The sequence below is a fragment of the Bdellovibrio sp. HCB2-146 genome (assembly GCF_047345725.1).
Taxonomy (GTDB): domain Bacteria; phylum Bdellovibrionota; class Bdellovibrionia; order Bdellovibrionales; family Bdellovibrionaceae; genus Bdellovibrio.
In genome coordinates this window covers 1,147,100-1,160,597 of the sequence record NZ_JBLEQP010000001.1, presented here as the reverse complement: position 1 = coordinate 1,160,597, position 13,498 = coordinate 1,147,100, and the positions used below count along the sequence as shown (strand labels likewise).

Annotated in this window: 13 protein-coding genes; 7 read left to right on the top strand and 6 right to left on the bottom strand. The window is 44.6% G+C overall.

The window, feature by feature from the left end; all coding sequences use genetic code 11:
• Window positions 1-62: 62 nt before the first annotated feature.
• The 3 genes from ACLWOR_RS05655 to ACLWOR_RS05645 are packed head-to-tail and all read left to right on the top strand — an operon-like array spanning window position 63 to window position 2,311.
• Window positions 63-848 carry a basic amino acid ABC transporter substrate-binding protein gene (locus ACLWOR_RS05655; RefSeq protein ID WP_413939708.1) on the top strand — a complete coding sequence of 262 codons (786 nt, stop codon included), beginning with the start codon at window positions 63-65 and terminating at the stop codon, window positions 846-848.
• Window positions 849-1,592: an amino acid ABC transporter permease gene (locus tag ACLWOR_RS05650; protein WP_413939707.1), complete on the top strand. Its 744-nt coding sequence runs from the start codon at window positions 849-851 to the stop codon at window positions 1,590-1,592.
• A complete protein-coding gene (locus ACLWOR_RS05645; protein WP_413939706.1) occupies window positions 1,589-2,311 on the top strand; it encodes an amino acid ABC transporter ATP-binding protein in 723 nt (240 codons plus the stop codon). Before ACLWOR_RS05650 ends, ACLWOR_RS05645 begins: the two co-directional genes overlap by 4 nt.
• A 3-nt stretch (window positions 2,312-2,314) precedes the next feature.
• Here ACLWOR_RS05645 and ACLWOR_RS05640 read toward each other — a convergent pair whose 3' ends face one another.
• The 4 genes from ACLWOR_RS05640 to ACLWOR_RS05625 form a co-directional block, all read right to left on the bottom strand.
• Window positions 2,315-3,727 (bottom strand): HD domain-containing phosphohydrolase, encoded by a 1,413-nt coding sequence (locus ACLWOR_RS05640; protein ID WP_413939705.1) that lies wholly within the window; start codon window positions 3,725-3,727, stop codon window positions 2,315-2,317.
• A gap of 125 nt (window positions 3,728-3,852) precedes the next feature.
• A complete protein-coding gene (locus ACLWOR_RS05635) occupies window positions 3,853-5,226 on the bottom strand; it encodes an HAD-IG family 5'-nucleotidase (RefSeq protein ID WP_413939704.1) in 1,374 nt (457 codons plus the stop codon).
• 5 nt (window positions 5,227-5,231) lie between these two features.
• Window positions 5,232-5,591 (bottom strand): rhodanese-like domain-containing protein, encoded by a 360-nt coding sequence (locus ACLWOR_RS05630; protein WP_413939703.1) that lies wholly within the window; start codon window positions 5,589-5,591, stop codon window positions 5,232-5,234.
• 88 nt (window positions 5,592-5,679) lie between these two features.
• The gene (locus tag ACLWOR_RS05625; protein WP_413939702.1) at window positions 5,680-7,671 is read right to left on the bottom strand and encodes a M13 family metallopeptidase; all 1,992 of its coding nucleotides are present in this window, start codon (window positions 7,669-7,671) and stop codon (window positions 5,680-5,682) included.
• Window positions 7,672-7,757: 86 nt separating this feature from the next.
• On the opposite strand from ACLWOR_RS05625, the gene ACLWOR_RS05620 reads away from it, so the two are divergent.
• On the top strand, window positions 7,758-8,996 hold the full coding sequence (locus ACLWOR_RS05620) for a DEAD/DEAH box helicase (RefSeq protein ID WP_413939701.1): 1,239 nt from the start codon (window positions 7,758-7,760) through the stop codon (window positions 8,994-8,996).
• Here the strand turns inward: ACLWOR_RS05620 and ACLWOR_RS05615 are convergent.
• Window positions 8,993-9,166, bottom strand: coding sequence for a DUF1328 domain-containing protein (locus tag ACLWOR_RS05615; RefSeq protein ID WP_413939700.1), 174 nt, complete (start codon window positions 9,164-9,166; stop codon window positions 8,993-8,995). The two genes, ACLWOR_RS05620 and ACLWOR_RS05615, sit on opposite strands and share 4 nt — an antisense overlap.
• Before the next feature lie 122 nt (window positions 9,167-9,288).
• A complete protein-coding gene (locus tag ACLWOR_RS05610; protein WP_413939699.1) occupies window positions 9,289-10,473 on the bottom strand; it encodes a sodium/glutamate symporter in 1,185 nt (394 codons plus the stop codon).
• A gap of 360 nt (window positions 10,474-10,833) precedes the next feature.
• On the opposite strand from ACLWOR_RS05610, the gene hppD reads away from it, so the two are divergent.
• From hppD to ACLWOR_RS05595, 3 genes are read left to right on the top strand one after another with little or no spacing between them, the layout of a single operon-like run.
• Window positions 10,834-11,889, top strand: coding sequence for a 4-hydroxyphenylpyruvate dioxygenase (hppD, locus tag ACLWOR_RS05605; RefSeq protein WP_413939698.1), 1,056 nt, complete (start codon window positions 10,834-10,836; stop codon window positions 11,887-11,889).
• A 26-nt stretch (window positions 11,890-11,915) separates the two neighbouring features.
• Window positions 11,916-13,103 (top strand): bifunctional diaminohydroxyphosphoribosylaminopyrimidine deaminase/5-amino-6-(5-phosphoribosylamino)uracil reductase RibD, encoded by a 1,188-nt coding sequence (ribD, locus tag ACLWOR_RS05600; RefSeq protein ID WP_413939697.1) that lies wholly within the window; start codon window positions 11,916-11,918, stop codon window positions 13,101-13,103.
• A complete protein-coding gene (locus ACLWOR_RS05595) occupies window positions 13,100-13,480 on the top strand; it encodes a PspC domain-containing protein (RefSeq protein ID WP_413939696.1) in 381 nt (126 codons plus the stop codon). The genes ribD and ACLWOR_RS05595 overlap by 4 nt, the downstream gene beginning before the upstream one ends.
• Window positions 13,481-13,498: the final 18 nt, after the last annotated feature.

Genomic DNA, 13,498 nt, shown 5'->3' with positions numbered 1-13,498 from the left:
GCCAGCGAATTAGTTTGATATTTAAAATAAAGATAGAGTTAAATCATGGGATGGGGGTTTCCATGAAATTTATTATTTCAAGTTTGATTCTGTCTTTGCTTGTCTCTGTATCTTGTACGAAAAAATCGGAACAACCTGACGCTGGATCTTCAGCGGCAAAAACGACTAAAGAACTTATCGTGGGGACGGATGCGGCTTACGCACCTTTTGAGAGCGAGAACGCAGATAAATCCATCTCAGGGTTCGATATTGACGTGTTAAAAGCCATCGCAGAAAAATCAGGGCTGCAATTGAAATTCGTGAATACGCCTTGGGAAGGCCTGTTCAGCCAGCTTGAATCAGGAGACCGCGATATTTTGATTTCAGCTATTACTATCACTGAAGAACGCAAAAAGGTCATGGATTTCTCTGATCCGTATTTTGAAGCCGCTCAATTGATCGCAGTTCCTGTGAAATCCAAAGTTACGAAGATGGAAGATCTTAAGAATCTAAAAATCGGCGTGCAAACAGGTACAACTGGCGACGAGATCGCAAGCAACTTGGTTGGTAAATCAAATCCGAACGTCAAACGTTTCGAAGGAACTCCTCTGGCGATCAAAGAACTGGAAAACGGTGGTGTTGATGCCGTTGTAGCTGATAACGGAGTGATTAATAACTTCCAAAAAAATAACTCAAGTGCTTTCAAGGTCGTTTCAGATGCCAGCTTCAAAAAAGAGTACTATGGCATCGGCGTTAAAAAAGGAAACACCGAACTTCTTAAAAAGATTAATGACGGGTTGGCAGCAATTAAAGCTGACGGAACTTACGACAAGATCTACCAAAGCTACTTTGGCGAAGTGAAAAAATAAATGTTTGCTTGGTTTCGTACGGATATTATTGCTGAGTATATGCCTCTGTTCATGCAGGGGCTTTTGACGACTATCGAGCTCACTCTCATCGGCGTTGTTGCCGGAACTATTCTCGGTCTTTTTTTAGGCCTTGGTAAAATTTCTTACGTCGAGCGCGGTCCGTGGAAATGGCCTGTGACTTTGTTGGTGCGCTGGCCGTCGCAAATTTACATTACCTTTTTCCGTGGTACGCCTCTTTTTGTTCAGATTCTCCTTATTCACTTTGCACTTGTTCCGTTATTGATTCATCCGGACGAAGGCTTGTTGATTACCGGAGAGACCGCGCTTTATCTCAAGCGGGAATATGGTTCTTTCATTTCAGGTGCCCTCGCGCTCAGTCTGAATTCCGCAGCCTATATCGCGGAAATTTTCCGAGCAGGCATTCAATCCATTGACCGTGGGCAAAGCGAAGCCGCCCGCTCTTTGGGTTTAAGTCATTTTCAAACGATGAAATCAATTGTGATTCCTCAAGCATTTCGTCGCATGCTTCCACCATTGGGTAACGAAGCCATTATGCTTTTAAAGGACTCTTCCTTGGTCTCCGCAATCGGCTTGGCAGAGCTTGCTTACGCCGCTCGTACGGCAGCGGGGGCTTATGCTCGCTACTGGGAACCGTATCTGTTTATTTCGTTTATTTATCTTATTATCACTCTGATGATGTCATACGGAGTGACTCGCCTTGAGAAGAGGTATCAAAACTTATGATCAAGGTTCAAAATCTACAAAAGTTTTACGGCAAGAAACAGGTCCTCAAAGATATCTCCTGCGAGATTCAAGATAACGAAGTGATCTGTATTATAGGTCCTTCGGGTTCCGGTAAAAGCACATTCTTGCGTTGCCTCAATGCTCTGGAGCAAGCACAGGACGGAGTGGTCAAAGTTGATAATTTTGAAGTGACCAATCCTGAAACTGATTTGAACGATTTACGTGCGCATGTAGGAATGGTGTTTCAGCGTTTCAATTTATTCCCTCATTTGACCGCGTTAGAAAATATCACGCTGGCTCCAATGAAGGTCAAAAAAATGACCAGGGAACAGGCTGAGGAAAAAGCGCAAATACTTCTCAAGCGCGTCGGCCTGGCAGACAAAGGTGACTCTTATCCTGAAGAGCTTTCCGGTGGGCAACAGCAGCGCGTGGCGATCGCGCGCGCGCTGGCGATGGAGCCCCACGTGATGCTTTTTGACGAGCCGACGTCGGCGCTGGATCCCGAAATGGTCGGTGAGGTTTTAGATGTTATTAAATCGTTAGCTCATGGTGGTCGCACGATGGTCGTCGTCACCCACGAGATGGGGTTTGCGAAACAAATTAGCGACCGTGTTTTCTTTATGGATGGCGGCCAGATTATTGAATCCGCGCCACCACAAGAACTTTTTAATAATGCAAAAAGCGAGCGGACAAAATCTTTCTTAAGCAAGGTTCTCTAGAAGCTAGCGGAACCCGTAAAGGTTTTTGCCTTTTGTGGTGCCGGCAATAAAAGTTTCGTCTTTGAGCTTTCCCTCAAAGAGGGGTTTGAGTTTCAATAGGAGCGTGAGCGAGTATCCGTCCAAGTCCGCTATTTTTTTAGTGATAAAATTTTGAAAGACTTCTTTAAATTGGATGCGCTCCTCTCCCATCTTCATAGTGAGGGCCTGATCCAGCTCTGCCGCCAATCTGGCGATCATACATTCTTCTTTGATTTTCACGGCGCCAGGACGATTTGGAAACCCCTTTTGATCTAAACGCTCATGCGACATCAAAATAATATCTTTGGTGCGATCATCTAGGGGAATTCGTTTTGAAAGAATTTGATTGAGGCTATAGATCGGATGTTTTTCAAACTCCATTTTTTCTTCGCCTTCAAAGCTTGCGACAGCTCCGTTTCGAACTTTTTTAGTGACGGAAGGAGACACAAGAATAAGTCCAATATCAGCTAACAAGGCGCCAATCATAATTTTTGCCGACATATCGGGAAGAGCGACATGTGAAAGCATTCCGGCATAAGCGGCAACAGCGGTTCCACGCTCGACCGAGCCAAAGTCACCAATGGATGAGCTGTTAATGACTTCCCACGGATATTGAACATCGGTTAGTGATGAGAGCAGTTCTTGGCAAAAGCCTTCGCAGTTTGCGAACAGATCACGGCCTGCGGAAAATGATGTGGACGTGGTTTGGTCACTAATAAGTAAAACGAGCTCCAAGAAAGCCTGCTGCAATTTTAAAAAATTCGCACGGCATGAACGCGCATCGTTGCTCTCATCATGCTGCTGATACTTTTGGATGTATTCAATCCAGGCTGGCAGGTCATTACGGTGAATGAAAAGCTCTTGGGCTTCCGTGTATTTTTTAATAAAGTCAGCGCTGATTTTGCTGCCGGGTTTAGAGATTTTTAGGAATTTTCCATTCTTCGGCATGAGCATATAAAGCGTACAGCTGACCGTCGAATCTGGAACTAAGTCGATCACCTTGAGCGGGATATACGCTGACTTGATAACCTGGCTGGAAACGAACTCAAGCTTGCTGTTTGTGGTAAATTCATTGTCGAGCATAATCAGGTTCGCACCAGATTTTTTAAGCAGATCCATTTCTTCCGGTGTCACACGTGAATCTAGAATGCAGATAATGTACGAGCGGTCCATCACTTGCCGCGCAACTTGAATAGTTCCCGCAGCTTCATGGATGTTGTCGAATTCTGTACAATCTAAAATAAAACAGCGAATAGTGCCGCTGTTTTCATTTTCTGCGAAAAAAGCATCCGCCGAATCAAAGTGAGCAAATTCAAACGTAAAGTCGTTCGAAAGAACTCGGCAGCGTTGAACGAAGCTTTTATTTTTTGATATGGAGACCAAATCAAGTTGACCCATGACAATAGGATCAAACTATTTCGGCCAGCTTGATACTCGCATTCAGAAGCGCGGGACTGTGCTTGGATCAAAGAACGGTTGAAAATAAAAAAGCCCGGCTTGTGGCCGGGCTTTTAAGGTTCTAACTAGTAAATTTCGTGGGCAAGAGGTCTTCTTGGCGCTCTAAAATAAGTGCGCGGAGAAAGATCTGTGAGGTCACTCAGTTTTTCCATGTAAACACAAGCGTAACGGTCCAGCTGGTAAGCGAAGTAACTTTCTTCGTTCCCTGCGCGCATCAACTGACCCCAATTGCTATTATACATAGCTTGCTGTTTTTTGATCAGCTGACTGATTTGACCGTCGATTTCAGAAATCGTTTTTTGCAAAGTTTCGATTTGGCTTTCGCTGACATCGACATGCTTTTCGATTTTCTTTGTCATAAGCTCTGTGAGCTCATCTTCAAACGGCTCTTTCTTACGCATCAAAGCTTCAATTTCTTGGTTTACTGGTTCTGCTTGCTTATTGTTATCAACTTCAACGTCAAGCTCTTCGATCACCATGGCCGTTCTCCAGTTACAATCCTTTTTCAAACGAAGGATGTCACCGTAGATATGGTCACCGATGTACAAGATATCATCTCCATCAAGTCCCAAGTCCGACGTGAATTTCTTCGCGTTACCGCCTTGGTAAATCCCTGGAGTCAATTTACCTTCCATATTTGTCATAGATCCATCAGCTGGATTTACGCGCAAATATTTTTGGTTCTCGTAGAAGTATTTTGGTTTTGAGGCAAACGTGATCACGAATTCAAAAAGATCATGCCATGACTTGTGTTCTTTCAAGAACGGTTGAACCGCATAGTCCAAAAGCAATTTCGTGTAATGGAAATCAGAGTTCGTCAAAACGAAAATCTTTTTACCGTGACGACGGAATTTTTCAAGACCTGCAACCAAGTGCGGATCTTTGATGATGTAGTGATCCAGATTTTTTTTCACTTCATCTTTCAATGATCCGTCACGGTGAGCTTCATCCAAAGCATCCAATACGTCGTCAGCAATTTGGACGTAGTCTGGATATTTGTTCGCCGTATCGCTGTCTTTCAATTCCACGATCTGAGCGATCAAGTTCGCCAAAGAGATCGAGAACGACGTATCAACAGCCAAATAGTCCGAATTCGACAAATCAATGTAAGTCGATTTGTAAAGCTTCTGGTGAGTTTTGAAATCCAACGGTTTTAAACCATGGAAGCTTGCGCGAATCGCTGTGTAGCGGTTCAGCTTCAAAAGATTTCCCATTTTACGGTCGATCACAAGTCCGCGGATCGCGAAGTTGTAGTCAAACGTCAACTTGCGAAGAGTTTCAGGGTAACCACGCTTCACGAGTTTATCGATCATAGTTGTGTGAGAAAGGCGTTCAAAATTTTCGCTGTTATAACGAACAAGCGTGTGATCCATATCGACGCCGATATAACGGATCTTTTTAAGATTCAAAGTACGATTAACAAAAACTTTTCCTGGCATTTTAATTATCTTTCAACGGGAAGTTGGAGATTGTTCCACAAAAGCATACCGCCTTGCATGTTATACACATGTTCAAAGCCGTTGATTTTTGCAAATGCTGTCGCGCGGGCTGAGCGGGCACCACTGCGGCAGATGAAAACAATCGTGTGATCTTTCGGTAGGTTCATCAAATGGTCAGGCAATGTATCAAGAACCATGAGCTCTGATCCTGGAACATGTCCCAACTCGCCAGTGTATTCGTCGGGTTGTCGAACATCGACTAGCTTTACTTGATTCATTTTTTGGTGGAGTTCGGCAGGAGGCACGTCAAAGACCCCCTCGTAATTTGGATTTTCGATTCGATTTTCAAAAAGCACCTGAGCCACTTAAAATATCCTCCTGAAAGGAAAGACTTTGAGTTTATCAGGTGCCTGTCAGGACCGCAAGGAGCGCGGCCTTGGTAAGGTGCGAAACTTACCAAATCTGAATACGTTCGCTTTCAGGAAGGCTCATTTTATCACCTGGCTTACAAGAGAAAGCCTCTGAAAAGCCGGGTTGGTGCTTAACTTGCTCATTAATACGCGCAGGGCCACTGGCATGTGGATCTGTTTTGCGCAAACGTGCTTCTAGTTCTGGTCGAACCACTTGGCACCATAAGCGTGCGTAGGCGACAAAGAAGGTCTTTTTGTCCTCGATCTTGCCTTCATTTTTCGGGAAAGCCGCATTGTAACCAAAGCTCAAGCCCACAAGGTCTGCCACGTTTTCACCCAAAGTGAGTTTACCGTCGTGCTCAGCTTTGTTGAATTGATCGATCATTTTTTCGCCGCGTTTTGAAAACTCAGCAAGATCTTTCATCGTCATCCATTGATTCAGGCGACCTGTGTGATCGTATTTAGAACCTTGATCGTCAACGCTGTGACCCAGTTCATGACCGATCACCGCACCCACAGCTCCAAGATTTTCAATTACGCTTCCATCTTTGTCATAAAATGGGAATTGCAAAATACCGATTGGCAAAACGAATTTGTTTTCACTTGGGTTGTAGTAAGCATTCACCGTGAGCGGTCCCATGCCCCAAGCATCTTTATTTGCTGGTTCGCGGATTTCTTTCATCGATTTTTCCCACGAAGCATCGGCATAGGTATACATGTTTTTGATATAGTCACTTGGATCGTACGTGCGCTGTGGAACGAAGTCCCATTCACGGTCGTTATGTGGTTTTACTAGCTGCAAGCGAGCTTTTTCAATTTTATTCAAAGCTTCCTTTCTTGCATCTTTTGAAAGCCACTTGTTCGCTTTAATGCCGTCAGCAATGCTCGTGCGGATACGGCTTGCGACTTCTTGAACTTTGGATTCGTCAAAGTTCGGGAAGAGTTTATCAACAAGTGCGGCGTCCATTTCTTTTGTGAAGTAGTTCGTCGCTTGCACTGTGCAGCGCTCTTGGCGATCTGGTCTCTTCTCCGGGCCACCGAAGTAGACTTTGTTAAATTTGAACGCCGCTTTGAAATACTTTTGGTAAGCATCGTCCATCACGTTATCGAGATTGGAATAAAGATAGAGATCTTTCCAAACTTGCAGCGGACGAGTTGTGAGGTCTTTCTCTGTGAAATCCAAAGTTTCAGGAATTGGGAGATTCACGGATGTTTCATTCGGAATATGCACGAATACATCTTTGAGTTGTTGCAGAGGATATTTTTTGATCAAGTCAGCTTGAGAAAAATTACGTTTTTCACTCCAGCGCTGGCGGCGAACGTTCGCGATCGGATAGTTTTTAATATATTCTTTTTGCTGATCAATCATGTCTTGCGCACGTTTTTCAGCTACTGATTTTTTAATTCCCGGCTCAACGGACTGAAGGAACGTGATCAATAGTTCTTTGAAGTCTTTCATCAGTTTTGCGTCTTCATAGTACTTATGATCGGGCAAAAGCATGAAACGAGCACCAATGCCCGCATCCATTTTGTCAGAGTTGTCCTGATTGTTTTGTGGCCACAGGTTGACGAACAAAGATTCGCCCGTTGCCAAGTGCTTGTTTGAATAAGCCACAAGTTCTTGCACGCTGCTGAGAGCGTTGATTTCACGAGCGAAGCGAGTCACGTAAGCTTTTTCTGATTTGGCTTTTGCTGGAGCATTCATACAGGACAAATAGAAATCTTTGACCTGTTGAGTACGGGCATCCAAACCTTTTGCCGAAGGTAAACCCTTCATGAATTTCTTTTTTGCTTCCAGAATTCTTTCGTTCGAATCGCTGAAGGCAAAGTCGTGATAGCTGCGATCAGGGCGCAATTTGAAACTGGCTTCCACTTCCGAGCAAACGTATTTGTGAAAATCTTCACAAGCATTCACCTTTGGATTTAAGGGAAACTCCCTTTTTTCAGGGATATCAGAAGAAGGTTTTTGGGTTTTTGCAGCATTTGCTGAAAGGCTCACAAAACCAGCGACGATGAAAAGACTCAGTTTGAACATATGCGCCATCCTTAATTTAGTCTGGATAGTATTACGCGGGAAAAAGGTACCTGCTATCTTTTTCTTATGGCAGGATGGTATTCCCTATGACGAAGAACCAGGTCGAGTTATCTCCCGAACAAGCAGGCGCGCTAGAGCTGTTACGCTCTGGTGAAAACGTTTTTTTAACGGGTGGTGCCGGCAGTGGTAAAAGTTTTTTGATTCGTCAATACATGCGAGAAATTGACCCTAAAGAGATGCCTATCTTGGCGAGTACCGGAGCCGCCGCTGTTCTTTTAGGTGGGCGAACTTTTCATAGTTTTTTCGGTCTTGGAATTATGGATGGTGGACCCGATGCCACCTATCAACGAGCGAGCAATGACAATCGTTTGATGGCACGTCTGCGTAAAGTCGAAGGTGTGATCATTGATGAGATTTCAATGATCCCTGGACAAGCGTTGATGATCGCTGAGGCCTTGGCACAAAAAGCACGCGAATCAAAACTCCCATGGGGAGGCATGCGTATCATTTGTGTTGGTGATTTTGCCCAATTGCCACCGGTGGCGCAGAGCGGTCCGCGCGACTGGTGTTTTCTCAATGGCGTCTGGGAGCAATCAGGTTTTCAAAGTGTTTTGCTTTCACACAATCAACGTGTTTCCGATAATTTGTTCCTCGATGTTTTGAGCGATGTTCGCCATGGACGTGTCAATGATCGTGTTCGGGAATTTTTAAACGACCATGTTCGTGAGCACGATGAAGATGATCCGGGCACGCGACTTTTTCCTCGAAAAATCAATGCTGAGAAATTCAATCAAAAAAAATTAGATGAGATTAACGAAGACGAAGTTGTTATTGATTCTATTTATCTTGGTTCTGAAAAACATATTGAGATGTTAAAGAAAACCGCACCAGTGCCGCTGAAGCTGGTTTTAAAGCTAGGCTGTCGCGTGATGTTTTTGCAAAACGATCCGCAACGGCGATGGGTGAACGGCACTCGCGGCTACATCACTGATATTTCCATCGATAAAATCACGGTAAGAAAAGACAATGGTCGCGAAGTGGAAGTCGATAAAACGACCTTTGCTCTGCAAGATGCTGAAGGCAATGTGGTTTCATCGGTGATTCAGTTCCCACTCACATTAGCTTATGCCACGACAATTCATAAAAGCCAGGGGGCCACTCTGGATGACTTGTGGTGTGACCTCAGTCAGCTCTGGGAGCCGGGCCAAGCTTATGTAGCCCTCAGCCGCTTAAGAACGGCTGAAGGATTACATTTGATCGGGTGGAATCCTCGCTCCATTATTGTCGACCCAAAAGTTTTGCACTTTTATAGTCAACAACGCTAACGATGTCCGTGCTTGCCGATCATGTTCATAAAGAAGCTGATGATCGCAAGGACAAGGAAAACGATAAGAAGAATTCGTCCGATTTCCATTGATAGTCCCGCGACGCCTGTTGCTCCTAAAACGAAAGCCACGATCGCAAGAATAAAGAAAGCGATGGCTGCGCGTAACATGGGCTCCTCCTTTGTTAGGGTCGAAACTTCAGCTCCCATTTTACTCTTGGATTTTGAAACTCCAACTGGACAAAGGGAGCTCGATGCTGAATCACATCGAGCTGTTTGTGGAACCCCACATGTTATCTAAAATAATTTAAGCAGAAGGTGATCAGAGCGGCGTTGATGAAATCAATAAAGCATGAACCAACAATAGGTACAGCTAAGAATGCTTTTGGTGCCGGACCATAGCGCTGGGAGAGTGCTGACATATTTGCCATTGCATTGGCCGTCGTTCCCATCATAAAGCCCGTATAGCCTGCACTGATGACAGAGGCTTCGTAATCTTTTCCGGTTACCCAAAACACAGGACCGAGCGCCGTGATCGCAACTAAAATTGTCTGAATGCCCAAGAATATCAGAATTGGAAGAGCCGCATTTTTAAGTTCTTCCAAACGTAAAGACATAATCGCCATTGCAATGAACAGTGTCAGTGCAACAGATCCGATTTCCTCAATCCAGTCGACATCAATTTTAAAAACCGGCTTCACGTCTTCGATGTTGCGGAAAAGAGCTGCGATTATCATCGAACCAATATAAATAGGCAGTGTGATTCCCAAATCATCGTTGATCCATTTGCTTAGAGTTGTTCCGATTCCCATAATCAAAATCAACGCGAGAATATTGTAGAGCAAGTCTTTGCCGGAGTGAGCTTGTAAAATTTTAGGAGCCGCCCGTTCAGTCGCATGCAGGTGGAGATTTTCGCGCAAAGATTTTTTATGAATAAGAAATGTGGCCAGCGGTGAACCTAGCAATCCGCCCAAAAGAATTCCGCCCATCGCGGCTGTTAAACCAATCGCGGATGCGCCCTCAACACCTGCAGCCTCAATCGGAGGGCCAAAAGCCAAAGCTGTTCCCGGTCCACCTGTCAAAGCCACGGCACCCGTGAGGACTCCCATCAGAGGATGAAGGCCCATCAATTTTGCCACGCCAATACCGGCAAGAATTTGCACGAGCAAGCCGGCAATTGTGAGAAGTAAAAAGAAAACCACAATCCGGCCACCTTCTCTGAGTAGGCGAACGGAAGCGGAGTAGCCGACTGAGGTGAAGAACATAATCATCAAGGCTTGCTCGAATGCTTTATCAAAATGAATAACGAAGATATCGTGTGCTTTAAGAACGGTTAAAACACCGGCCGTGATAAATCCACCAATCACAGGGGATGGAAGATTGTACTTGTCGATAAAGTGAATCTTCGTTTTAAGCCAACGTCCAAAATAGACAACCAATGCTGCAAGCGCCAGAGTTTGAAATGATGTTAATGTCATGACTTAAGTGTAGGGAAGAGATGCGTGATCTACAAGCTTAGAGGATCCACATAATATCTTTGAGCATACCAATTGCGATGATGATTGCCAGTGTTTGCACAATCAGAGCCCAATAAAACCAAGCCGGATTTTTTGATGGATTCTGATTCGACATGTTCCGGCCTCCTTAAATATTCTTCGGTTTATTTATAGAGAATCCTCAGGTTTTGGCATGGTCATTTCCCATCTGTAATAACCTAGATCCTACAAGAGTGAGTTTTTGACCCCTAAGTATCCGAAATCGTTTAACTTCTTCACACTTGAATAAGTCCCCAATTAAAGCTACTGTCGTAGGGATTTTGATATATCGCAGGAGGAATTATGTCCAAAATTACGGATAAAAACCCGATCGGTCTTGATGGCGTAGATTTTATTGAATATTCAGGTCCTGACGCTGCTTACTTTGAGAACGTTTTTAAGCGCTACGCTTTTAAACAAGTCGGCCAAGTTCACGGCAAAAACATCAAACTTTATCGCCAAGGTGACATCAACTACATCTTGAATTGCGAGCCACAAACTTTCGCAACTGAGTTTGCAAAACTTCATGGTCAATCAATCAGTGCTACGGGTTTCCGTGTTGAAGATGCGGACCACGCATTTAAAACAGCTGTCGCACGCGGCGCTCGTCCTTATGAAGGTAACGAACACCAAAAAGGTGCAACACCGTTCCCAGCTGTTTACGGCATTGGTGATTCTTTGATCTATTTCATGGATAAGAAGAATCAGGACAAACTTTATAACGAAATTTTCCAGGTAAAGGCCGAAGATCAAGCCCCAGCTGGTGTTGGTTTTAAAGTGATCGATCATTTCACAAACAATGTGCCTAAAGGTGAAATGCAAAAATGGTGCGATTTCTACATCAATATTTTTAACTTCCGCGAAGCTCGTTTCTTTGACATCCGCGGAGCTAAAACAGGTTTGATCTCTAAGGTGATGCGTTCTCCTTGCGGTAAATTCTCTGTGCCAATTAACGAACCAACTGAATCGAAGTCTCAAATTCAAGAGTACTTGGATGAATATAAGGGTTCTGGCATTCAACACGTGGCTTTACTCACCAACGATATCACTTCGACTTTGGAAAATCTCAAATCCAGTGAAATTCAGTTCCTGACGCCGCCTCCTCACACATACTATGAGATGTTGAGAGATCGCGTTCCAAACGTAACAGAAGACATCAATCGTTTGGAAAAAAATGCGATCTTGGTTGACGGCGATCACGATGGTTACTTGTTGCAGATCTTCACGAAAAACACTTTCGGTCCGATCTTTTATGAGTTGATCCAGCGTAAAGGTCACGATGGTTTCGGAGATGGAAATTTCCAAGCCTTGTTTGATGCTATCGAACGCGATCAAAAAGAGCGTGGTTACTTAACTTAATTTTTCAGATAAGGAGGACGGATCATATGGAGCAAATCTCTTCCGTCACTCTTCCTGCGCGCGGCACTCCGATGAGTGTTGCGCAAGCCTTGAAGCTTGCTATCAGCGAAGCTTACAAAGGTGCTTCTCGTGCTAGTCCCAATCCACTTGTGGGCTGTGTTGTTTTAAGTCCTGAAGGTACTTTTGTTTCTGCTGGCCATCATGAGTTTTACGGTGGACCTCACGCCGAAGTAAATGCCGTTAAAAATCTTTCTGAAGATGAATTGCGTGGTGCGCATGTGATTGTGACGCTGGAGCCTTGTGCACATGAAGGGAAAACTCCTTCTTGCGCAAAGATGCTGGCGAAGATGCCAATCAAAAAAGTGACCTTTGGATTGATTGATCCCAATCCTTTAGTGGCCGGACAAGGCGCTGAAATTTTGAAAGCGGCCGGCATTGAAACTGAAGTTTTCTCGTCCAGTGATAAGCAGGAACAATCTGAAATTCAGCAAGCACTTGAAGAAGTCGCAGAAGTTTTTCTGTGGAATTTCCGTAAGCGCAAAGTTTTTGTCGCTTTGAAAATGGCTTCAAGTCTTGATGGACAGGTTGCTTTGAAGTCAGGCGAAAGCCAATGGATCACGGGTCCTGAATCCCGCGAGTATGTTCATTACCTGCGCTCTTGTTATGATGGCGTGCTTGTTGGTAAGGGAACAATTGAGTTCGACAATCCGTCTTTGAACATTCGTCATTCTTCTATTCAGAAAATTAACAAAGTCGTTGTTCTGGATGGGGAGGCTGAATTGTTACCGCGGTTCCCCGAGCTGAAGCTGGGGCAAGTTCACACCGCGCAGAACGTGTTTTGGTGTATTGCCGAGGAAATGAAAACCGAAGCTTTGAAAATGGTTGAGGGTTGGGAAAAAGCTCCGCAATTGATTTTTGTGAAAACCAAAGTCGGCGGGGATTTGAATCTTCATGAGTTGCTATCTCAACTTTACGTGTTGGGTTTCCGCTCCGTGATGGTGGAAGGCGGAGCATTTACCGCAAGTTCATTTGTGAAAGAAAATTTAGTGAATCGTCTTTATCTTTTCCAAGCGCCGCATTTGATGGGCGCCGGCGGTTCGCGCTCGTGGACGGAAACTTTGCGCATTGAAGAAATGAAAAATAAAATTCATCTCCAAGATCCGCGCTACAAAATTTTCGGAAATGATTTTTTAATTACAGGGAGATTTCAATGACACCGCAGAATTACCGTTGGACCCGGTCGAACGTCGGGGTTTTAGCAGGAGTTTGTAAAGGTATTGCTGATGCCATTGGGGTCGAAACCTGGATCATCCGCGTTATTTGGCTTGTAAGTATTTTGTGGTTCGGAACTGGCGGCCTCTTATATTTGATCCTAGCGGTATGTCTGCCACGCGTCGACAAGCTAGACCAAGCTCTAGATAGGAAACTGCTGGGCGTCTGTGCTAGAATAGCTTCTAGATATCGGCTGGAAGTGGGCCTGGTCAGAGTGGCATTCGTGCTGTTCTTACTCGTAACCTTCGGAGCCGCTATTTTGGTTTACGGTCTTTGCTATTTCATGGTTCCCGAGACCGAGCCACGCAAGTCGCCTTAGGGCGCAGGAGCAGTTAGC